Raw genomic sequence first — 21,645 nt, forward strand, 5'->3', positions numbered from 1 at the left:
TCACCTTTACTTTTTATAAACGATAGGTCGTTATGAAAACCAATTTTCCAGTAGGGCTAATTTTGACGACAGCCACGATTTTGCCGTTGGTAACAGACTGACCTTCAACCAAATATTTCGATTCACCAGTTTCTTTATCTTTTTGCCGTTCAACAATCTCGCCTGTGAGAACACACCGTTCAAGGTCAAAAATACTTAACTCATCGTCGTTCATTTCTTCTTCGGCGTGAGCGGTCATGATGTATTGTCGAAGCCGAATCTTGTCACGGATTTCTGTCAAAATACGTTCAAACACAGTATTCTCCAAAAACAAAGTAGCGTAGTAAATGAAATGATGTAACTTTAGAAAAGTATACCAGATGGGATTGACACAGGCGGGCTAACGGTTTGCGTTACTGGCGGGTGGTGAGGAAACTGCAAGAGATGTAGAAAAAAACCGAAGCCAGAAAAATGCCAGTAAGTGACTGCGGAACCACCCGTCCAGTGCACGTATTGTTAGACCAGATGGTTGGCAGAAAAAACAAACAGACGAGAAAATGTAATTGGGGCGGAGGCACTAAACCCAGCAGGCAAGACAACGCCGCCTAAAGACCTGCCGATATTATGACACGATTGCGAGCAAGACGCCACAACCAAAAAGACCAATGCCAAAGAAATCAACTTGACGATTAGGGTCTGCCAATGAGCAAGAAATGCCATCAGGCAGACCAACTGATTACGAAGAAAAAGCTAACAGACTGAAAAATGCAAGGAGCAAGACACGGCAGACAAAACGATTGCAGGGCAAACCCGATTGCGAGCAAGGACAAAGAACGCACATTTAACAAGTGACACTGTATTCAAAAGAAAAGAAAAACATGTGGTCTAACGGTTTGCGTTACTGGCGGGTGGTGAGGAAACTGCAAGAGATGTAGAAAAAAATCGAAGCCAGAAAAATGCCAGTAAGTCGCTGCAGAACCACCCGTCCAGTGCACGTATTGTTAGACCACATGGCTGGCAGAAAAAACAAACAGACGAGAAAAATGTAATTGGTGTGGAGGCTCTAAACCCTGCTGGCAAGACAACGCCGCGAAAAAACCTGCCAATATTATGACACGAATGTGAGCAAGACGCCACAACCAAAAAGACCAATGCCAAAGAAATCAACTTGGCGATTAGGTCTGCCAATGAGCAAGAAATGCCATCAGGCAGACCAACTGATTACGAAGAAAAAGCTAACAGACTGAAAAATGCAAGGAGCAAGACACGGCAGAAAAAACGATGGCAGGGAAAACCCGATTGCGAGCAAAGACAAATAACCGATATTTTAACAAGAACGTTGTTTTCAAAAGAAAAGAAAAACATGTGGTCTAACGGTTTGCGTTACCTGCGCTGGGGCGGGGACGGCGAAGCCGTCCGACTGGAAAAAATGAAAAGGCGTAGAAAACTGCTTGAGATTTGCGCAGAATCCCCAGCGTCAGGTGCACGCTTTGTTAGCTGGCGTTTTGACCTCACAGAACCTCAGCTGTTTGAAGAAGTGCTAGACGATGACTCTGGCATAAATTGAAAAGCGCAAATCTGTCTTCAGAAATATCAACCATTAACTTCTCGCTTTCACTTATAGCCAAATCATATTCGTTCTTTGAAATTTCAGCAACAGCAAATGCGTCTTTCAATTCTTCAAAATCAAGCAATTCTATTTCGCCAGTTGGAAAAACGACAATATCTAGAAAAAGGTCGTCTAGCCAGGGAATATTATTTTCAGTTATTCCATGCTGTGAACAAATATCAATATACCATTGGACGATTTGACCTTGTTCATTGAATTGAGCAGTCATGGCGTAATATTTATCTTTTGGAAAGAGTTGTAACCACGAATAATTGTTATCGACTATACAAACTTTCTTTTTGCTTGATTTTGCCCAAAGCGGCTCACGGACTTTATCTAAACAAAGCAAAGTTGCGTAACCTGTAAATTCTTTTGATTCAAAGTAGGAACAATAAAAACGCTTTTGTAAAATTCTTTTCCAATCAGGACGATTTGCGAGAAGTCGCTTCACGAGCCATGTTTCCCTAATTTATTGTTTTGCACGAAGCCAGCTAACGGTTTGCGTTACCTGCGCTGGGGCGGGGACGGCGAAGCCGTCCGACCAGAAAAAAGCTAAGGCGTAGAAAACTGCTTGAGATTGCCGCAGAATCCCTAGCGTCAGGTGCACGCTTTGTTGGGCAGGCGGGTTTATAAAGACTCGATAAATTTATTCACACCTAACAAAGATTCACCAGATGGTAAACCATGTCCAATATCTTGCATATGGACAATATTACAATTTTGAATACGTTCCGCCATATATTTCCATATCTTTCATCATTCAAGGCTGCCAAGTTTAGGATTGCCTTGAATTAGCAAAACCTGACAAGCAATTTGCCTGAGTAGAGCGTCAGTATCGTAACCTTCTATATGACGGTCTTCTAAAATCGTCAAAACTACACCGGGGTCAACATGAGATAAAGTTACGGCTCTATTTTCCTTCTTTGCTCATCCATTTTGGGATACTGTTCAGCCATGCAGCCGTCTATTTCTTTAGCCGAATGGAATGAATTGATAACGTGATGCAACTCCGTGAAAGGCTCATACCAGATAGTATCTTTCATGGTCATGTTGTGATAATAAAACGGAATATCACCTAAAACAAGTGCCTTGACATAGTTGGGTGCTAGGATGTCACGGCTATTGCAATTTGAGCACCTAACGAATGACCATAAAGTATGCACGGCTGTCCAATATGCTTTTCAAGGAAATACTTTATATCTTCTGCATAATCGAATAGGCGATATTTTTCTGATACCCAACTTGACCCGCCATGTCCACGTAAATCAAGGACAAATACTTTGAATTTCTCAGCAAATATGGAGATTAATGGCGAGAAAGATTGCCATTCAGAAGCAGTACCATGAAGCAACACAAGAGGCTGTCCAGAAGTAGATGCTTGGATGAAATTTATCTCTACACCATTGGCATTGAATTTTTGTTCTTGAAACATGACTCTCTCTAGCCTGCCCAACTAGTGTTTATACGTCATGTCGTATAAACACCCAAAATGGGGTGTTATACGGCAGTTTTGCTGTATAATATCTTATATATTACATAACTTCATTATACAGTTACCACCAGAAAGGGGCAAGACACATGGAACAAACCTCAAAACCAAAAAAACTTCTCGACCAATACAGAGACAGCATTCGCCTCAAGCAATATTCCTTTCGCACCGAAAAAACTTATATTACCTGGGTTCGCGAATATATCCTCTTTCACAGCAAGCGCCACCCCCGCGAAATGGGCGTTATAGAGATCAACCAATTCATCACCCATCTTGTCGTTGACCGCAAAGCCTCAGCCTCCACCCAAAATCAGGCCATCAGCGCCATCCTTTTCCTATACAACAATACCTTGCACATTGAACTCGATAAATCCTCCCTCAACTTTATCAGACCCAAAAGAGGAAAGCGCGTTCCCAATGTACTTTCCGTCTCAGAAGTCCGGACCATCATCACACACATGACCGGTGTCCACAAACTTATGACTCAGATCATGTATGGCAGCGGACTTCGCCTCATGGAATGTTTACGCTTACGCGTCAAGGATTTTGACTTTGAAAACCATCGCATCATTGTCTACGACGGAAAAGGGGGTGACGACCGTATCACCATGCTCCCCGACAGCATCCTCGCCCCGCTTCGAGAACATCTAGCCCGAACAAAAGCCATACACCAAAAAGACCTCGCCAATGGGCATGGTTCCGTCCACATGCCCTTCGCCCTCGACAAAAAATACCCCACCGCCCATAAAGAATGGATCTGGCAATATGCCTTCCCCCACCACCTTAAACCCAGACCCCAACACCGGAATTGTGCATCGTCATCATATTCATGAAAGCGCCCTGCAAAGAGCCATTAGAGAAGCTACCAAACTCGCCCAAATAGACAAGCGCGTCACCCCGCACACTTTCAGACACTCCTTCGCTACCCATCTGCTGAAAAATAACTACGACATCCGCACTGTCCAGGAATTACTCGGCCACAAAGATGTAAAAACAACCATGATCTACACCCACGTCTTGGAGCGTGGCGGACTCTCCGTCAAATCTCCCCTCGACCCTTAAGTTATCAGCGTTCATCTGCGTCCAGAATTAAATTCGGGATGTATTATGGTGTTAACACGGCGAAACTAAAAATAGACTACTCGAAACTATTCCTTGAATTCCCGCGATACTTTTTTGTCTCGCCCCGCTTTTTTTTCTCTTTCAATCGTTCCTCTTTCGAGGCTTTGGTTGGTTTTGTTTTGTGACGCAGTTTCGGCTTTTCGCTGGCGTTGCTTACCAATTCATTTAATCGTCGAATGGCATCTTCGCGGTTCTTTTCCTGCGTGCGGAATTTACTGGCCTCGATGATCAGAACACCCGCATCTGTCATGCGTTTGCCGGCCAGTTTGAGCAGACGTATTTTCACATCTGCCGTCAGAGCAGGCGAGTTGGTCACATCAAAGCGCAGCTGCACAGCCGTAGCGACTTTATTTACATTCTGCCCGCCCGGCCCGCCAGCGCGGATATAGTCCAGTTGAATTTCTTGTTCAAGAGATTTCATAGAACAGATTATAAAGGGAAGAGAGTGAAAAAAGCGAAAAGCAAGTTAACCCAAAGCCGCGAAATTGCAGGGACTAAACTCTCTCCCTCACAACCTCACGGCTTCAAATAACTGATAACTGATCACTACTCACTGATCACTACCCACTTTTTACTTATTACTTCTCACTCATTACTCATCACTCATCACTTCTCCCTCACGACCCTCGGCAAAAAGAACCATAACACCGCCAGAATTCCACCGCCGACTAAAAACGGAACAGGCCCACCGAAAAGCTGGAACAGCGTCCCATAGAATAGTGGCGCGATGGCATTTGCCAGACTATAAACCGAAGTGGATACGCCCAGCATTCCGCCCACTTCACTTTTGTCAGAAGCCTTCGTGATCAAACTATTAATTGCCGGATGTAACACGCCGCCGCCCAACGCCGCCGGAAAACTGGCGATCAGTAACCAGATGATTCCCGTCCAGCCGCGTGCAGATGCATCGGGTAGCTGAATGTCTATTGTTTGCGTGGCAACTCTCAGTTCGCCCTGACCCGCCAAACTGTCGAGCACTTTTACCTTGTCATACCAGGGCACAGGCACGGCAGGCGTGAGTCCGGTTGCAATTAATCCAATGGCTAAAGTAGAGACACCCAACAGCACCAGCCAGCGGTCTCCTTTTTGTTTTGACCATCTTCCGATCAGCCCGCCCTGCACAACGATGATGAACAACCCCGCCAGAACGAACAAGCCTGATGTATCGCGCGCGTCCATACCCAGACGGGTGAGCGTGAAGAGTGAAAAAAGCTGCTCATACCCGCCGAATGCAATTTGGTAAAAGAACATGATGATTAACAAAAAGCCGATGGCGGGGCGTCCGAGGGCTTGCCGAATTGCGCCAAAAGAAAAAGGCCGTTTGCGTGCAGCTGCGGGGTCTACACCTTCCACCAGTGTTTCGCGGAACCAGAAGGTGGTTAACATGATGGACGTGAATGAGAAGAAGGCAGCGGTAAATGCAACCATTTGATAATTTTGTCCGGTGGCGGCCAGCACGATAAACGCGATGATCGGACCCAGCACAAAACCCACGCCGAAAGCTGCGCCAACGAGGCCAAGTCCTTGCGTGCGAGTCTTTTCATTTGTGCTATCGGTGATGGCAGCTTGCGCGGTTGCAATATTTGCGCCGGAAAGCCCATCAATGATGCGCGAGAGAAATAAGAGCCAGATGGAATCTGCAAAGCCGAGCAAAATAAAACCTGCGAGCGTTCCGATCTGACTGATCACCAAAACCGGTTTACGCCCGAAGCGATCTGAAAGACGACCCAAAATAGGCGCGCCTAAAAATTGCATCATTGGATATGTAGCCTGCAAAATACCGATCACCAATGGCGATGAACCAAAACGCGCCGCATACAAAGGCAATAGCGGAATAATGATGGAAAGTCCCATCAAATCAACCAGCACGATGACCAATACAGGCAGAATACGTTTGAAATCCAGTTTTTCGGTGTTTGGGGTTTCTATTGTCATTTTTTCTCTTATGATAAAAATCCTCCCCCAAATTCATCCTGAGCAAAGCCGAAAGATGAATTTGGGGGAGAACATGTTGATGCTGAGTTGGCGTTAGAACATTAACGCGTTGACTTTATCGATCATCGAACGATCAGGGCGCAAGTCTGCTTCGGTTAAACGGTTAAGCGGCGTATCTACAAGATCATATCGTGAGATCAGATTTGGTTTGGTCGTATCCAAATAAAGCAGACCGGTCAAAAGCCAATTATTACGCTGCGATTCTTCCATCACACGCAAAGCTTCGATAACGACTGGAAGTGTCATAACCTTTTTCAAGATTTTTCAAGATCACGATCGAGCCGTCGTGCATGGCAACTTCGCGCACTTCGCCCGCTTCCATTTCACGTTCAAGCATGATCTCATTGCGCGGCGCGATATAGGAAATCTCCTGCAAGGGTTCTTCATGATCCTTGCCCCACGCGTATGAGTGATAGGCATTTTCCTGATTGTTGAAGGTCACACACGGACTGATAATATCCAACACCGCAATCCCATTATGCGCCAGCGCCGCTTTAAGCAATTCCTTTACCTGCTTGGGATTGCCCGCAAAGGAACGCGCCACAAAGGTCGCATTTGAAACAAGCGCTTCCATACAAATGTCAACTGGCATGTATGGGTTTTCACCCTGCTTCTTCAGGCTTAATCCTTTTCAGCCGTCGCAGAAAACTGGCCTTTTGTCAGCCCGTATACGCCATTGTTTTCAATAATATAGACCATGTTTACATTGCGGCGCATCACATGTTTGAACTGACCCATGCCAATGCTGGCCGAGTCACCATCGCCTGAAACGCCAATGCCTTTAAGATGATAGTCGCCAAAGAGCGCGCCCGTCGCAATCGACGGCATACGCCCGTGCAGACTGTTAAAGCCAAAGGAACGGTTTAGAAAATAAGTCGGCGATTTGGAAGAACAGCCAATACCGCTGAATTTCACCACGTTCTCCGGCACAACATTCATTTCATACATCGCGGTAATGATCTGGTTCGAGATCGAATTATGTCCGCAGCCCTGGCAAAGTGTGCTGGGATTTCCGCGATAATCATTTTTTGAAAGACCGGCAAGGTTTGCATTCGCAGGTGTGCCAGCCATGGGGAGTGCTTCTGTCATTTTGTTAACTCCTTTTGATTAACGTACCGATAACTACTTCCGCTTCGATTTTGCGGATGACTTCGACTTGACAACCGCCTTCTTTACAGGCTTCTTCGCATCTTTCTTAAGCTTTGAAGCTGGCGCTGCTTTCTTTGTCACTTTCTTCGCTGTTGCCTTTTTCTTCGAAGCAACGGCCTTCTGCTTTCCGTCCGCCTTTACATACTTCGCAAGAATTCCCTCACGTACCCATTTCGCAGAAGCCGGCATTCCATCACCAAAAGCAACAGATCTAAGATTCACCGCGTATTGCGCATACTCAGTCAGCAGGATTTGATGCATCTGACCATCGCGATTCATTTCCACTACGAAGATCTGATCGTACTTCGCCAGAAAAGCATCCACTTCTTTTGTGAAAGGCACAGAGCGAATACGCATGAAGTCAGTTTTGAGTCCATGCTCAGCATCAAGTTGATACTGCGCTTCAAGCACTGCTGCTTCAGTGGAGCCATAGGCAATGATACCGACCGTCGCACCCTTCATGCTGTGCATCATTGGAGCGGGAACGTATTTCTTGGCGGTTTCATTTTTTCTCTTTAATCGATCCATGTTATCCAGATACACACTTGCTTCCTCAGTGTATTTGGCATATTCATCGTGACCTGTGCCGCGCGTGAAATATGAACTTAGCGGATGCTTATTCCCGGGGAAGGTGCGATACCCGATCCCGTCACCATCTTTATCAAGGTAACGTCCCCAGCTTCCTTTCAGGTCTTCAATATCTTTTTCAAGCAGCACTTTGCCGCGATCCATTGGCACATTTGGATATTCAAAAGGCTTGCTGATCCACTGATTCATACCCATATCCAGATCGCTGAGTACAAACACAGGGGTTTGAATTCGTTCGGCAATATCAAAAGACTTCCAGCCAAATTCAAAGCATTCAAAAACATCGCCCGGCAGAAGAATGACCGAGTGCGAATCGCCGTGTCCGATGAAATGCGTAAAGGTCAGATCGCCTTGAGATGTGCGGGTCGGCAAACCTGTGCTCGGACCAATTCGCTGCACATCCCAGATCACCACGGGCACTTCGGCATAATATGCCAGACCCGCAAACTCAGTCATCAAGGAAAGCCCCGGACCCGAAGTGGAGGTCATCGCGCGCAAACCAGCCCAGCCAGCGCCAATTGACATGCCCAAAGCCGCCAATTCATCTTCCGCCTGGATCACAGCGTATGTATGCTTCCCATCTTCACGTTTGCGAAGCTGCGGTAGATAATCATTCAAAGACTCTGCAACAGAAGTTGCAGGAGTAATTGGATACCATCCCACAAATTGCACACCGCCGAAAATGGAACCAAGCGCCGCGGCCGTATTTCCGTCCGCCATGATCAAGCCATCGGTCTTGTTCATCGGCTCAAGATAGAACGGGTCTTTCTTTTCGAGATTGGCCTTTGCCCATTCAGCGCCGGCTTTCAGCGCATTGAAGTTCATATCAATTGGCTTTTGCTTGCCCTTGAAATGAAAGGTCAACGCGGCCAGTATCTTTTCCATATCCATGTTGATCATTTGAGCAAGCACGCCCACGTAAACCATATTGCCGACCAGATCACGAAAATCTGTAGGCACATTCGGGTCGTTCTTCACAATGGTCTTGATCGGCATCGGATAAATGGCGATGTCTGTACGGGTGATGGGCTGCCTGATATCGTCCGAGTAGAAAAATGCTCCGCCCGGAACAACAGATGCCAGGTCACGCGCGAACGAATCGGGGTTCATCGTAATAACGATATCGCGTTGTTCGTGGTGGGCGATGAAACCATTCTTATTCGCTCGGATGGTGTACCAGGTTGGCAAACCCTGAATGTTGGAAGGAAAGAGATTCTTACCTGAAACGGGGATGCCCATCTTGAACACGGAGCGCAGGATGGTGTTGTTGGCGGTTGAACTGCCTGAGCCGTTCTTTGTGCCAACGGTGATCGAAAAATCATTCACTATTTTGTTCATGGAACTCCTTGTAGATTATGGAGTCTATCGGAAAAAATAACGCCGATGGATTGTGGAGCACTTCTCCACGACTCCAAAAATTATGGACGATGATATAAAAGATCGGTATGTTTGACCAACGCTTCATACCCGACCTGAAACTGGTTGCTGCAAATGGAATCAACCATCTGCTGATGATATTCCCACACTTCCTGCAAGTACTCATACCCGCCGGCAAACACATTCAAACCCACGGCTTCGTAGGCTTCCCAGTAGGCTTCAAATACACCAGTGACAAATGGATTGTCAAGCCGGCTGAAAATATGCAGATGTAACTTGCGATGTTCTTCGTGTGGCACTTGCACCGGCGTACCGCGAATTTTTTCCAGAGCGCGGGCAAGAATCGACTGTAACTCTTGCTTATCTTCATCTGTCAGCAAGGCAACAGCCTCATACCAATATGCGGCTTCAAGGTGATTTCGCATTTCTGCGAACTTACGGAAATAATCATTGTTCAATGCCAGCGCGTATCCCAGGCTTTGACGAATGGCGGGCGTGAATGAATATGTCAATCTTCGTGTGCCGGTGCGGGGACGTACTTCCACCATGCCCAGCGCACGCGCAACTTCGAGCTGTTCACGCAAAGAAGCAAGGCTCACGCCAAGTTCACGCCCTAGTTCACTTAAAGAGGGAAGTCCGCTATCGGCCTCAGCGTGAGAAGCAAGATAACGAAAAAACTCAGAAATGTCAGGGGAAACGCGCTCGCGAAGCATAAGTATGATTAATCCGATTAATAGAGTATACGAGTTTGAAACCGAATCGTCAAGGGACGAAGGTTACAAATATGTAATGATGAATGAATAAAAAAACATGCTGCATTCCGAATTTAATTTGGGATGCTGACGAGCGTGGAACAGGACAAAAAACCGCGTTTTCAGCGTTTCGCTTTGCGTGCGTCCCATTTGCTCTTAAAACAAACTCACCCGCGAAACCTTAATTTCGGGGGTGAGTCATGTTTTCTATTATGAAACGATTAGTTATTAAGTGCGCCCGCGTTAACCCAATCAATGATGATTTGAATGTCACTGTCTGAGAGTCTGTCTTCGCGTTTGGGCATTTCACCCTCAATGATCTGCTGGACAAACAAACTGTCGTTGGCATTTCCGGCTTCAAGCACTGATCCATTGAATGACCCGGCCATCAGACCATCATACGTTTTTAAATCCAGGCCTTCCTTGGTTTTTTCACCACCATGACATTTTATACAACTTGCTTCAAAAATAGGCATGACATCATTTGCAAAACTCACTTCACTTGCAGACGCAGCAACCGGAGCTTCAGTGGGCGGGGGAACAGCAGCGCTGTCTGTTGGGAGTGGCTGCGCTGTTTCCGTTGCGGCTGGCAGCTGTGTGGGCTGAATTGCTGTTTCGGTTGCAGCAGCAGGCTCAAGCGGAGTCTGAGCCGCTTGTTGCCCGCATGCAGAAAGGGCGGTAACGATCAGAATGGTCAGGATGAGTGGAAGTTTTCTTTTCATTTTTTGTGCATTCCTTTTGAACTATGATTTAACTTGGGCAAAATTTACTATATTTGTTCTGAGAAATGATGTGAAAATTATGTGTTTTCTTACGTTTGCCATGTTTTGTGAAAAATATAGAAAGTATATGCAAGGTAAGGTATAATCGCCGTGTCGCGCATTAAGCGAAAATTCATTTCAAGGCTGAGTATGGCAGGCGCATTTTCACTCCCCAACGAATACTGGTTATCTCTTCAGATCACCCCGCAAGATGTTGAAAATTTACACACTTTTCTGTTTGAGCGTGAGACGCCGTTAACCGCGCGCGATCTCTCTCTTGAGTTTATAGAGTCGCGCATTAAAGCAGAACGTGCCATCGCCGAAAGCAAGCAAAAGGCCGGCGGTAAAAATTTTCTTCCGAAAGACAAATATCAGATCGGCGACGACCTCATTTTCCCGGCACTTGCCTGGAAGCGGGGTGTGGTTACCGCATTACGTGCGGGTGTTAATCCATCTGCTGATGGATTTGATGTGATTACCGTCGCAATGGAAGATCGTTCAGAGCGAATGTTTGCGGCGAATCTTGCCGTGCATTTCCTTAATGATGCTCCAGTTGTGACTCCGGAAAATGACGAGATGAATCCCTTGTCTATTTTGCGTGAGCATGGCGATCTGGTTGAGAAAAAACTCGAGGCTGCATTTAATGCAGATGACGGGCTTGTCAAGATTGCCGGGCGCTGGTTTCCGCGCGCCTTGTTGATCGATATTAATCAGGGCCAATTAAATCTGGCTGAAGCTGTTTTGGATATGACGGGCGGCGAGCCTTTAACCACTGAAGCGTTATTTAAAGATATTGAACTGCCTGTTGGAGTGAACCCCAAGCTGGCAGAATTTTCCTTGAACTATGCCTTGCAGGATGACGAGCGTTTTGATGAGGTAGGTCCGGCGGGTCAGGTGTTGTGGTGTTTGCGCCGCCTTGAGCCGGATTTTGTAAGAGAGGTTCCGCCTTCCCTGCAATACACCAACATTGAACATGATCGCCAAAACCTTAATGATGCGATGTTGAATCTCGAAGAACAACTGGATGATGAACTGACTCCGCAGGGAGGCATTGATTCACAAAAAGAGATCACATCTGTTACGGTGGCTTTGATCTATCCACATTTGCGGGCAGGGACTTTACCCATGTCTGCCCGGGCGCAGAAGTTATTTCCAACTGCCTACGAAACTCCGCGCGTTCGTTTTACATTGGTGGATGGCAAAACCAAACAACGTATTCCCGCCTGGGTCGTTCTTGAGCATGGATATGTCTTCGGCTTGCGCGAATGGTACAAGGCGCATCAGTTAATTCCCGGTTCGCTGGTACAGATCAAACGCGGCGAGAATCCCGGTGAAGTGATCGTGGAAGTGAAGAGTCAGCGCTCTTCAAAAGATTGGGTACGCACTGTCATGGTTGGCAAGGACGGTGGATTTGTATTTGCCATGTTGAAACAGCCGATCACCGCTGAGTTCAATGACCGCATGACCATTCATGTCCCCGATTTCAAATCGTTGGATCCCGTTTGGGAAAAGAAGCGCTCCTTTGAAGAGCTTGTCCTTTTGGTGATGCGCGAATTGACGAAATCAAATCCGCAGGGTCATGTACATGCACAGGAGTTATATGCTGCGGTAAATCTCGTGCGCCGCGTTCCGCCTGCTCCGCTTTTCGCTTTGCTGGAGACCAACCCCGTCTTCAAACATGTTGGCGATCTGCATTTTCGCTTGAATGAGGAGTAGCCATGAGTTTACTGAAACCTTCCATAAAAACACCTTTTCACATTGATTTTGAATGGTGGAAGCAAAACGAACGGGATTGGCATATATTTTTACGCTCCTTGTTATGTGCTGAACATCAGGAAGCCTTCGTAAATATCGAAGAAGATGAAATGATCGATTGGATCGACCCTGAAACCGCCGAAGTAAAGCCCGTGGACGGCATCCAACACGCATTAATGAGTCATTGTGCTCTGCAGCCAGAATTCTCCAGCGACCGCACCGCGGTGGTGGAGGCGGTATTTAGGATCTTTCTCATCAATGGGAATATTCCCATGTCAGCAGAAGACATCGCGAAAAGACTTAATCGATCTGCAGATACCATCTTAAAGACGATCTCCGGTCCGCGTGTATATCGTGGCTTGAGGCCATATCAATCGAATGTTCCAGTTGTAGAAGAAACAACTGAATAAACATTATCGGAAATTAACCACGGGGGGGGGTTGGGGGGGGGGGGAAGAAAAAAAGAATTTTCCGTGCGTCCAAAAATGTCTCTGGTTTATAGCCGCTAATGTCTAATAATTAAAATTGCCCCCGTAGCTCAATGGACAGAGCACCTGCCTTCTAAGCAGTAGGTTGAAAGTTCGAATCTTTCCGAGGGCACTGATAAAAAAAACACAATTATTTTAGGAGTGGTTTCATGGCAGTCAAGAAACGTCCAGGATTAATAAAGTTTTCTGGAATAGAGCGAACCGTAATTGGGGATGATATTGTAGTAGGGCAAAAAGCCCCCGATTTCACCATTCAGAAAAACGACTGGTCAACCAGCAAGGCTTTCAAGGAAACAAAACGCAAGGTTCGTATTATTGCATCAGTTCCTTCTCTTGATACACCAGTATGTGACCGTGAGACCCGCCGCTTCAATGAAGAAGCCGCCAAACTCGGAAAAGATATTGTGGTCATGGTTGTCAGCATGGATTTACCAGTGGCGCAAAAACGCTGGTGCGGCGCGGCGGGTGTCGACCAGGTAATGACTGTGTCAGATGTTATCAAAGCTGATTTCGGCAAAAAATACGGCACACTTATGGAAGAAGTCCGCCTTTTGCGCCGCGCAGTATTCGTAGTGGATAAGAAGCGCATTGTGAAATATGTGGCTTATATGCCAACTAATGGCGATGAGCCAAATTACGAAGAAGTGTTAGCCGCCGCCAAAGAAGCTTTAGGAAAATAACCAGCACAAAGTTCATGTGGATGCGTATGTAAGGAGTTGGGAATATGCCCGCTGTCATTCGTAAAACCGGGACGGCTCTTTTACAAAATCGTCGCGAAACCCTTCATGCTGTGGGTTGGCATCTGCGCTCAACGATTTGGAGTCCGCCGACCGATGGATACGAAACAGACGAAGCATACATCGTCCGTGTGGAGATTGCAGGCATGCGCGATGAAGATTTTGTAGTGGCGGTTGAGAACCACACGTTACACATTTCCGGGAATCGTCCTGATTTTTAGAACCCGTGCATATCATCAAATGGAAATAAGGTTTGGGAAATTTGCAACCGCCATCTCCCTGCCTGAACCGGTAAACGTGGAGCTATCCCACGCTGAATATAAAGATGGATTCTTAACTGTTGTCCTCCCAAAAACCAAATCAAATTAAGGTCGAATAACAATATGCCCGCTGAACGGTGGCAATCCGGTATTCACGAATTTTTTCAATCCATCGGCGAAACAGATGATGAACTTATAAAAACGTTCATGATGTCTGCTCTTTCACGTATTCAGAAGAAGGAGGACGCATCATCCGCACCGGAAACTGGTGATAAAAACGAAGAGCAAATCTTCCCTGACATACTTCCGATCCTGCCGTTGCGCGGAGTGGTTGTATATCCGAATACCGCTGTCCCGTTGACGGTGGGACAGGCGCGCTCGATCAAATTAGTGGATGACGTTGTCGGCGGAGATAAACTCGTTGGCCTTGTGGCTGCGCTTGATCCTGAAAAGGAAACGCCCGGGCCGGGTGAGTTGTATCAAGTGGGCACAATCGCCACCGTGCATCGTTTACTGCGTGCGCCGGATGGCACAGTCCGCTTGTTGGTGCAGGGGATTAAGCGCTTCAGGCTCGGCGAATTTGTTGCAGAAGAGCCATATCTCAAAGCTCATATTCATCTGGCTCCTGAAAGTGATGAAGAAAATATTGAAACCAGTGCGCTTGCCCGTAATGCGCGCGACCAATTCCAGGAGATCACGCAGATGATCCCGTCTTTTCCAGATGAATTGGTGGGTTCAATTACTTCGCTTGAAGACCCGCTTCAAACAGCGTATACCATTGCAAATTTTCAACGCATCGCATTGAAGGACGCTCAGGAGATTCTTGAGCTTGATTCTGTTTATGAAAAGCTGAAAAAATTGATCGGGCTGCTCGTCCGTGAATCTGAAGTATTGCATATTGGGCAAAAGATCCAAAACGAAGCGCGCGGCGAGATCGAAAAAGTACAACGTGAATATTTCCTGCGCGAGCAGATGAAGGCCATCCAACGCGAGTTGGGTGATAAGGATGAACAGGCTGTAGAGACCGAAGAGTTTCGCAAAAAGATCGAAGATGCGAAAATGCCCGAAGAAGCGCTGAAGCAGGCAAAAAGGGAGTTGGACCGTTTGTCACGTCTGCCGACCGCAGCGGCTGAGTATGGCGTCATCCGCACCTATCTGGATTGGCTGGTCACGCTTCCGTGGGATAAATCCACAACTGATAATCTTGAGATCAAACACGCGCGTGAGATATTAAACAAGGATCATTTTGGGCTTGAGGATGTGAAGGATCGCATTCTTGAGTTTCTTGCGATTCGTAAACTTCGGCTTGACCGAAAAGATGACGAGAAAGAACCTTCGGAAGATATGATTCGCCGTGAGCGCGAAGGAGTGATCCTGTGATCGCGCGCGCCATGGAACGCAAATTTATCCGCGCTTCCTTGGGCGGCGTGCGTGACGAAGCCGAAATCCGTGGGCATCGCCGCACGTATATTGGCGCGATGCCCGGGCGTATTTTGCAATCCCTGCGCCGTGTCGATTCAAAGAACCCTGTCTTCATGCTTGATGAAGTGGACAAACTCACTTTTGATTTTCATGGAGATCCGGCTTCAGCTTTACTTGAAGTGTTGGACCCCGAACAGAACAGCGAGTTTCGAGATAACTACCTTGAAGTCGCTTATGATCTTTCGCAGGTGTTTTTTATAACCACCGCCAATACTCTTGAGACCATTCCAGGCGCATTGCGTGATCGTATGGAAATTATTTTCCTCTCTGGTTATACAGAGAATGAGAAGATGGCAATTGCACGCGGTTATCTTATTCCACGCCAGACCCGCGAGAACAGCCTGCGCGAGGGGAGAGATTTCCATTAATGATGATGCATTAAAGATGCTCATCCGCCAATATACGCGTGAAGCGGGAGTGCGTAACCTGGAGCGCAAGATTGGTGCTTTGTGCCGCAAGGTGGGCACAAAGATCGCAGAAGGAAGCGTTGAGAAATTCGAGATCACGCCTGAGCTTGTTGAAGAATATCTCGATCATCCCATTTTCTTTGGCACGGAAGAACTCAACAAACGGACGTCCATTCCAGGTGTGGTTCCCGGTCTCGCATGGACTTCCTTTGGCGGCGATATTCTTTTCATCGAAGCCACTGCCATGCCCGGCGGACGTGGTTTTCAAGTCACCGGCTCCATCGGCAATGTGATGCAAGAGTCTGCCCGCGCAGCTTTGTCTTATGTCCGCTCGCGTGCGGCTTCTTTGAATATTCCGAGTGAGTTTTTGAAAAATTTGATATCCACATGCACATCCCATCTGGCGCACAACCAAAGGATGGCCCTTCGGCAGGTGTGACCATGGCCACTTCTCTGGTGTCGTTGATCTCAGGGCGCAAGGTCAAGCCGCAAATTGGCATGACCGGCGAAATCACTTTACGAGGTCAGGTTTTAGCGATTGGCGGCGTCAAGGAAAAAGTGCTTGCAGCTCATCGTAATGGTCTAACCACCGTGATCCTGCCCAAACGAAATGAACAGGATATTGACGATGTGCCCGACGAGATCAGGCAATCCATGAAATTCATTTTTGCTGAATCTGTGGAAGATGTGATCGAAGCCGCTCTCGAAAAAGCAAAGCCGGTTAAAAAACAAGCCAGCAAGCCGCTTAAGAAAAAATCCAAATTAAAGAAAGTAAAAAATAATGGCAAAAGCAAAAGTACTGCTCGCTGAAGATGATATAACCATGGTCTCACTCTTGAAAACCCTGCTGAAAATGGAAGGGTTTGAAGTTGTTGCATTACAGGCTGATGCAGATGTTCCTGCCGCTGTAATCACTGAAAACCCCGATGTGCTTTTGCTGGATGTACATTTATCGCATCAGAGCGGCATCGATATTGTAGACGCACTGAGAGGTTCTCCGGTCACATCCAGTGTGCGCGTTGTGATGTCTTCAGGCGCGAATGTCAGGGAAGAATGTATGCGGCATGGCGCGGATGGATTTTTACTAAAACCATACATGCCCGATGATCTTATCTCAATATTAAAGCAGACCATGCGAAGCGCCTGATGTCTGCTCGTATACGCATACGAGAGTTTTGTTTTCCAGACGATCATGAGGCTGCGCTGAAATTATGGGGCTCCATGGAAATTGGAGTTCAAGTGGGCCGTTCGGACACACTTGAAGAGATACAAAAAAAATTACAGCGTGACCCCGATCTGTTTTTGGTTGCAGAAGAAAACGAAAATATTGTAGGCACGATCATTGGGGGATATGATGGCCGCCGTGGCATGATCTATCATCTTGCGGTTCAGGCCGGCGCTCGTCAGCGGGGTATTGGCGCCGCGCTTCTTCAGGAAGTAGAAAAACGCTTGCAAGCCCGGGGTTGTAAAAAATGTTATTTACTCGTTCCCGCTGATAATACAGAAGCAATGAAGTTTTATGAACATTATGCTTGGCGTGAAATGACCGAAGATCGAGTTTTCGGAAAAGAATTCCCATGACCATTCGAATTGGAATTTTGACTCTCTCAGACCGTTCCTCGCGCGGCGAACGGGTAGACGCATCCGGACCTGCGCTGGCGCATCTTGTCCTCGCTCAAAACTGGTCGGTCATCGAACAAGCCATTCTAGCGGACGATGAATCCACCATCCGTGCCGCATTGACTGCCTGGGCAGACAGCGGCAGATTTGACGTGATCCTCACCACAGGCGGCACCGGCTTTGCTCTGCGTGATGTAACCCCGGAAGCCACACGCGCCATTATTCAGCGTGATGCTCCCGGTCTGGCTGAAGCCATGCGCGCAGACAGCTTGAAGAAAACCCCTCATGCCATGCTGTCACGTGGAATTGCCGGCATCCGCGGCCGCACACTGATCGTCAATTTGCCCGGCAGCCCAAAAGGTGCAGTCGAAAATTTACAGACCATATTGCCCGTGCTTCCTCACGCGGTGCAACTGCTGAATGATGACCCGAATTCCGAGGCTTCTCACTAACAAGGTTTTCTCAACCTAGCCATGACCTGTAACTCATTGGTATAATCCGCCCGCTTCATAAAAAATAAATCAAACAAATAAGGAAAGTGCAAGCATGATTGATGTAAACGAACTTCGTAAAGGCGTCACATTTGAATTGGACGGTAATCTCTTGAAGGTTTTGGATTACAGCCATAATAAAACAGGCCGCGGCAACGCCAATATTAAAGTCAAAGCCCGCAATTTATTGACCGGCTCAACCATCGAGCGCACATTCAGCTCAGGACAATCTGTTCAGGATGTCAGCCTTGATTTTGCCAATGTCTCCTATTTATATAATGACGGCGACTTGTACTACTTCATGGACAATGTCACATTCGAGCAGCCCGGCATTTATTGACGTGGAACTCCCCACCTCCGTAGATTTGAAAGTTGTTGAAGCAGAAATGGCTATTCGCGGCGATACCGCCACCGGCGTGACGAAGAAAGTCACCACCGAATCCGGCGTGACCGTTCAATGTCCAAACTTTGTAGTGGTCGGCGACACCATTCGGGTAGACACACGCACAGGCGAATACGTCACACGCGTCTAATTTGTTGCACCCCGAGCGGAGCCGATGGACATTTTTTACCGCATTTTATAATTATGCATCGATTGTGTTCTTTAAAGAAATGCTCATCACTTCGCTCTGGTTGTTAAATATTAATAATTATCCAATAACCCTATGAAAACACCTGCCGGGCGCGAATGCCCACACTTCCACGGTGATTACTTTCGTGGACGCAACGTGGAAGAATGTCGTCTGCTGAAAGCCAGCGGCGAAAACTGGACAAAAGATCTGTGTAAAACCTGCCCTGGTACCGGATATTGCGCGCGAATTCCTGCAAACACATGAAATTAAATATAACAGTTGCACGGCCGCTCATTGCGCTGTTTCAGCGCCTGGTGCAGGTGAATGCATTTTGCGAAAAATCAAAACGCAATGTTGCGGAACCGCAGATCGGCTGTGGAGAGTGCCACGACTTGCCCTTCAAATTTGAAATAAAAGAATAACTCTGACTCCGGGGGAGTCTAAACCTTATGACACTAACATTACTGCTTGATCTTGATGACACACTGCTAAATACAAATCTGGAATCTTTCATCCCGGCCTATTTCCAGGCATTGGCAAGAGAACTTGCGCCGCAGATTGCTCCTGAAATTATGTTCCGTGCGTTGATCTCAGGTACGCAGAAGATGAACGAAAGCGAAGATTTTTCACACACCTTGCAGGATGTTTTTGATGCGGAGTTTTTTCCGCAAATAAACACTCCCCACGATTTGCTTGAAACCGCCATAGAAAATTTTTACGATAATATTTTTCCAGGCCTGTCGGGGTTGACCTCTCAAAAACCGGAAGCAAAGCCGTTTGTTGAGTGGGCTTTCTCTCAAGGATATCGCATCGCGATTGCAACTGATCCGCTTTTGCCGCGCAAGGCCACTTATCACAGATTACGCTGGGCGGGCTTTGAGCCTGAACAATTTGAGCTTGTTTCAACTTACGATCATTTTCATTTTTCAAAAACACACCCCGCTTACTATGCCGAAGTCCTCGGGCGCATGGGCTGGCCTGATGGTCCCGTATTGATGGTGGGAAATGACATGGAGCGCGACATCCGCCCGGCACAAATGCTTGGGCTGGCTACCTATCACGTGGATGATGAATCCGCTTCAAAGTCTGGACCGGAAGCGGGGGCACGCGGCAAATTGTCTGATCTGCGTCTGTGGCTTGAGTCCGCCGATCTCTCCGCCCTGATTCCATCCTTCAAATCAAGAGAGTCGGTTCTGGCAGTGTTATCCGCCATCCCCGCCGCGATGAATGGATTAACGTGCCGGATTGATCTCGCGGCCTGGGCGCATAAACCGACACCCGATGATTGGGCTTTGATCGAGGTGATCTGTCACCTGCGCGATACTGAACGTGAGATCAATCAAATGCAGATCAAATTATTCGCAGAACAAAGTGAGCCTTTTATTCCACGCCCTGATACCAGTGTGTGGGCCAGCCAAAGAAATTATTTGCACGAAAATGGACTTTCCGCCTTAAAGGAATTTAATGACGCCAGGCGTGAAACAATGGACTTGCTAAAAGAATGTCACGATTGAAGATTGGGAAAAAAAGCCCGCCATGCCATTTTGGCCCGACAAATTTTCTGGAAGTGGTCAGCTTTATTGCAGAGCATGACCGATTACACATCCAACAGGCTGGAACACCCTAAAAAAAATGTGATTTTATGCGTGTCTTCCAGACGATTGCAGTGTTATTACGAGAGTGAGGGACGGGTTTTATCCTTGTCCCTCATTTGTTTATAAATTAATACTTTAATTTAAGGAGAACACGAATGAGAAAACGTGTAGTTGTAACCGGGCTTGGTTGTATGAGTCCGGTGGGGAATAATGTAAAAGATACATGGCAGGCTTTGCTGGCTGGTAAGTCTGGTGCTGCCCCCATTACTGCGTTTGACGCAAGCGCACATAAAACCACATTTGCTGCCGAGGTAAGGGCTTCGACCCTGTTGCCTTATTTGGTACGCGTGATGCCCGAAAAATGGATCGTTTCACACAACTGGCTACTGCCGCCACATTGCAGGCGCTTGCTCAATCAGGTTTGGTAATTGATGAATCGAATCGTGACCGTGTTGGCATTTTGATTGGCTCAGGTATTGGCGGTATCCTTACTTTGGTTGAGCAATATGAAGTAATGCGACAACGCGGGCCTGACCGTGTCAGTCCGTTCCTGATCCCGATGATGATCTCCGATGGCGCTGCGGGGAATATCGCAATTCGTGTTGGCGCGCGCGGGACGAATATGTCGCTTGCAACGGCCTGCGCTTCAGGCACAAATGCGTTGGGTGAAGCCGCTGAAATGATTCGGCGCGGCGCGGTAGATGTGATGATCGCCGGCTCTTCAGAGGCTGCCATCAGTGCGATTGCGATGGCTGGAATGAATGCCATGACCGCTTTGTCCACGCTCAATGAAGATCCACAAAAGGCTTCACGTCCGTTTGACAAAAACCGTGACGGTTTTGTGATGGCGGAAGGCGCCGGAATTTTGATCCTTGAGTCTCTTGAATATGCACAGGCACGCGGCGCAAATATTCTATGTGAATTTACAGGCTACGGAACAACCGACGATGCGCATCACATCTCAGCACCAGCGGAAGATGGCGCGGGCGCCGCAAATTCCATGCGGCTTGCTTTGCAGGATGCCGGTTTGCAACTTGAAGAGATCGACTACATCAACGCGCATGGCACATCAACTCCGATGAATGACAAGAGTGAGACCAATGCCATCAAAGCCGTGTTTGGTGAGCAAGCCTATAAGATTCCTGTTTCCTCCACCAAATCCATGACCGGTCATTTGTTGGGCGCGTCAGGTTCGTTGGAGGCGGTTGTCAGCGTCATGACAATTTTGAATAATATTTTGCCGCCAACGATCAACTATGAAACCCCCGATCCAATTTGTGACCTGGATTACATTCCCAATCAGCCCCGCAAAGCTGAACCGCGGCATGTCATGTCCAATTCATTTGGTTTTGGCGGACACAACGCCACCCTCATCTTAAGCCGCTTTAATAAATAAAGGAGAGAGAATGCCATTCGC

General features: G+C 47.4%; 28 protein-coding genes, 1 tRNA gene and 2 pseudogenes. 20 read left to right on the forward strand and 11 right to left on the reverse strand.

Translation table 11 applies throughout. The features are described from left to right. Positions 1–13: 13 nt before the first annotated feature. A complete protein-coding gene (locus IPL71_RS09870; protein WP_345321161.1) occupies positions 14–295 on the reverse strand; it encodes a DUF4258 domain-containing protein in 282 nt (93 codons plus the stop codon). An 882-nt stretch (positions 296–1,177) separates the two neighbouring features. Here IPL71_RS09870 and IPL71_RS09875 point away from each other — a divergent pair. Beyond that, positions 1,178–1,546 carry a hypothetical protein gene (locus IPL71_RS09875; RefSeq protein ID WP_345321163.1) on the forward strand — a complete coding sequence of 123 codons (369 nt, stop codon included), beginning with the start codon at positions 1,178–1,180 and terminating at the stop codon, positions 1,544–1,546. Here the strand turns inward: IPL71_RS09875 and IPL71_RS09880 are convergent. Both IPL71_RS09880 and IPL71_RS09885 read right to left on the reverse strand, forming a co-directional pair. Further along, positions 1,491–2,039: a ribonuclease FAU-1 family protein gene (locus IPL71_RS09880; RefSeq protein ID WP_345321165.1), complete on the reverse strand. Its 549-nt coding sequence runs from the start codon at positions 2,037–2,039 to the stop codon at positions 1,491–1,493. The two genes, IPL71_RS09875 and IPL71_RS09880, sit on opposite strands and share 56 nt — an antisense overlap. Positions 2,040–2,693: 654 nt before the next feature. Beyond that, positions 2,694–3,020, reverse strand: a complete 327-nt coding sequence (locus IPL71_RS09885; protein ID WP_345321166.1) for an alpha/beta fold hydrolase — start codon at positions 3,018–3,020, stop codon at positions 2,694–2,696. A 146-nt stretch (positions 3,021–3,166) separates the two neighbouring features. Here IPL71_RS09885 and IPL71_RS09890 point away from each other — a divergent pair, with 146 nt between their 5' ends. Together IPL71_RS09890 and IPL71_RS09895 are read left to right on the forward strand one after the other, a co-directional pair. Further along, complete coding sequence (locus tag IPL71_RS09890; RefSeq protein WP_345321168.1) at positions 3,167–3,910, forward strand: integron integrase; 744 nt, start codon at positions 3,167–3,169, stop codon at positions 3,908–3,910. Beyond that, positions 3,888–4,139 (forward strand): tyrosine-type recombinase/integrase, encoded by a 252-nt coding sequence (locus tag IPL71_RS09895; RefSeq protein WP_345321170.1) that lies wholly within the window; start codon positions 3,888–3,890, stop codon positions 4,137–4,139. The genes IPL71_RS09890 and IPL71_RS09895 overlap by 23 nt, the downstream gene beginning before the upstream one ends. Before the next feature lie 76 nt (positions 4,140–4,215). Here IPL71_RS09895 and arfB read toward each other — a convergent pair whose 3' ends face one another. From arfB to IPL71_RS09935, 8 genes are all read right to left on the reverse strand, one after another. Next, positions 4,216–4,620, reverse strand: coding sequence for an alternative ribosome rescue aminoacyl-tRNA hydrolase ArfB (gene arfB, locus IPL71_RS09900; RefSeq protein WP_345321172.1), 405 nt, complete (start codon positions 4,618–4,620; stop codon positions 4,216–4,218). A gap of 185 nt (positions 4,621–4,805) precedes the next feature. Next, on the reverse strand, positions 4,806–6,134 hold the full coding sequence (locus tag IPL71_RS09905) for an MFS transporter (protein WP_345321174.1): 1,329 nt from the start codon (positions 6,132–6,134) through the stop codon (positions 4,806–4,808). A gap of 93 nt (positions 6,135–6,227) precedes the next feature. Continuing rightward, entirely contained in the window at positions 6,228–6,404 is a 177-nt protein-coding gene (locus IPL71_RS09910; protein ID WP_345321176.1) for a hypothetical protein, read from the reverse strand. Then, complete coding sequence (locus IPL71_RS09915; protein WP_345321178.1) at positions 6,385–6,786, reverse strand: hypothetical protein; 402 nt, start codon at positions 6,784–6,786, stop codon at positions 6,385–6,387. Before IPL71_RS09915 ends, IPL71_RS09910 begins: the two co-directional genes overlap by 20 nt. A gap of 29 nt (positions 6,787–6,815) precedes the next feature. Further along, positions 6,816–7,283, reverse strand: a complete 468-nt coding sequence (locus tag IPL71_RS09920) for a thiamine pyrophosphate-dependent enzyme (protein ID WP_345321180.1) — start codon at positions 7,281–7,283, stop codon at positions 6,816–6,818. Between the two features lie 33 nt (positions 7,284–7,316). Continuing rightward, a complete protein-coding gene (locus IPL71_RS09925; protein WP_345321181.1) occupies positions 7,317–9,269 on the reverse strand; it encodes a 2-oxoacid:acceptor oxidoreductase subunit alpha in 1,953 nt (650 codons plus the stop codon). Between the two features lie 80 nt (positions 9,270–9,349). Then, positions 9,350–10,021: a FadR/GntR family transcriptional regulator gene (locus IPL71_RS09930; protein ID WP_345321183.1), complete on the reverse strand. Its 672-nt coding sequence runs from the start codon at positions 10,019–10,021 to the stop codon at positions 9,350–9,352. A gap of 260 nt (positions 10,022–10,281) precedes the next feature. After that, on the reverse strand, positions 10,282–10,782 hold the full coding sequence (locus IPL71_RS09935; RefSeq protein ID WP_345321185.1) for a c-type cytochrome domain-containing protein: 501 nt from the start codon (positions 10,780–10,782) through the stop codon (positions 10,282–10,284). 189 nt (positions 10,783–10,971) lie between these two features. On the opposite strand from IPL71_RS09935, the gene IPL71_RS09940 reads away from it, so the two are divergent. The 17 genes and pseudogenes from IPL71_RS09940 (at position 10,972) to fabF (ending at position 21,624) form a co-directional block, all read left to right on the forward strand. Further along, positions 10,972–12,537: a hypothetical protein gene (locus tag IPL71_RS09940; RefSeq protein WP_345321187.1), complete on the forward strand. Its 1,566-nt coding sequence runs from the start codon at positions 10,972–10,974 to the stop codon at positions 12,535–12,537. A gap of 2 nt (positions 12,538–12,539) precedes the next feature. Beyond that, on the forward strand, positions 12,540–12,986 hold the full coding sequence (locus IPL71_RS09945; RefSeq protein WP_345321189.1) for a hypothetical protein: 447 nt from the start codon (positions 12,540–12,542) through the stop codon (positions 12,984–12,986). Positions 12,987–13,103: 117 nt separating this feature from the next. After that, positions 13,104–13,176: transfer RNA gene (locus tag IPL71_RS09950), tRNA-Arg, on the forward strand. A gap of 37 nt (positions 13,177–13,213) precedes the next feature. After that, the gene (gene tpx, locus IPL71_RS09955) at positions 13,214–13,744 is read left to right on the forward strand and encodes a thiol peroxidase (RefSeq protein ID WP_345321191.1); all 531 of its coding nucleotides are present in this window, start codon (positions 13,214–13,216) and stop codon (positions 13,742–13,744) included. A gap of 44 nt (positions 13,745–13,788) precedes the next feature. After that, on the forward strand, positions 13,789–14,022 hold the full coding sequence (locus tag IPL71_RS09960) for an Hsp20/alpha crystallin family protein (protein WP_345321193.1): 234 nt from the start codon (positions 13,789–13,791) through the stop codon (positions 14,020–14,022). After that, on the forward strand, positions 13,976–14,170 hold the full coding sequence (locus IPL71_RS25880; protein WP_514130762.1) for an Hsp20/alpha crystallin family protein: 195 nt from the start codon (positions 13,976–13,978) through the stop codon (positions 14,168–14,170). Before IPL71_RS09960 ends, IPL71_RS25880 begins: the two co-directional genes overlap by 47 nt. A gap of 14 nt (positions 14,171–14,184) precedes the next feature. Beyond that, on the forward strand, positions 14,185–15,441 hold the full coding sequence (locus IPL71_RS09965; RefSeq protein ID WP_345321195.1) for an LON peptidase substrate-binding domain-containing protein: 1,257 nt from the start codon (positions 14,185–14,187) through the stop codon (positions 15,439–15,441). Next, entirely contained in the window at positions 15,438–15,911 is a 474-nt protein-coding gene (locus IPL71_RS09970; RefSeq protein ID WP_345321196.1) for an AAA family ATPase, read from the forward strand. The genes IPL71_RS09965 and IPL71_RS09970 overlap by 4 nt, the downstream gene beginning before the upstream one ends. Positions 15,912–15,927: 16 nt before the next feature. After that, a pseudogene (locus IPL71_RS09975) lies at positions 15,928–16,760 on the forward strand (S16 family serine protease). Beyond that, the gene (locus IPL71_RS09980) at positions 16,732–17,097 is read left to right on the forward strand and encodes a response regulator (protein WP_345321198.1); all 366 of its coding nucleotides are present in this window, start codon (positions 16,732–16,734) and stop codon (positions 17,095–17,097) included. The pseudogene IPL71_RS09975 and the gene IPL71_RS09980 overlap by 29 nt, the downstream one beginning before the upstream one ends. Then, positions 17,097–17,531 carry a GNAT family acetyltransferase gene (locus IPL71_RS09985; protein WP_345321199.1) on the forward strand — a complete coding sequence of 145 codons (435 nt, stop codon included), beginning with the start codon at positions 17,097–17,099 and terminating at the stop codon, positions 17,529–17,531. Before IPL71_RS09980 ends, IPL71_RS09985 begins: the two co-directional genes overlap by 1 nt. Continuing rightward, the gene (locus IPL71_RS09990; RefSeq protein WP_345321200.1) at positions 17,528–18,022 is read left to right on the forward strand and encodes a MogA/MoaB family molybdenum cofactor biosynthesis protein; all 495 of its coding nucleotides are present in this window, start codon (positions 17,528–17,530) and stop codon (positions 18,020–18,022) included. Before IPL71_RS09985 ends, IPL71_RS09990 begins: the two co-directional genes overlap by 4 nt. Positions 18,023–18,116: 94 nt before the next feature. Beyond that, the gene (locus IPL71_RS09995) at positions 18,117–18,401 is read left to right on the forward strand and encodes a hypothetical protein (RefSeq protein WP_345321201.1); all 285 of its coding nucleotides are present in this window, start codon (positions 18,117–18,119) and stop codon (positions 18,399–18,401) included. Between the two features lies 1 nt (position 18,402). Beyond that, positions 18,403–18,594 (forward strand): hypothetical protein, encoded by a 192-nt coding sequence (locus IPL71_RS10000; RefSeq protein ID WP_345321203.1) that lies wholly within the window; start codon positions 18,403–18,405, stop codon positions 18,592–18,594. A 299-nt stretch (positions 18,595–18,893) separates the two neighbouring features. Next, complete coding sequence (locus tag IPL71_RS10005) at positions 18,894–19,055, forward strand: hypothetical protein (RefSeq protein WP_345321205.1); 162 nt, start codon at positions 18,894–18,896, stop codon at positions 19,053–19,055. A gap of 27 nt (positions 19,056–19,082) precedes the next feature. Continuing rightward, positions 19,083–20,147, forward strand: coding sequence for an HAD family hydrolase (locus tag IPL71_RS10010; RefSeq protein ID WP_345321207.1), 1,065 nt, complete (start codon positions 19,083–19,085; stop codon positions 20,145–20,147). A 236-nt stretch (positions 20,148–20,383) separates the two neighbouring features. After that, a pseudogene (gene fabF / locus IPL71_RS10015) lies at positions 20,384–21,624 on the forward strand (beta-ketoacyl-ACP synthase II). The last annotated feature ends 21 nt before the right edge of the window (positions 21,625–21,645 follow it).

Source organism: Candidatus Villigracilis proximus (genome assembly GCF_016717045.1).
In the GTDB taxonomy this organism is placed as follows: Bacteria; Chloroflexota; Anaerolineae; order Anaerolineales; family Villigracilaceae; genus Villigracilis; species Villigracilis proximus.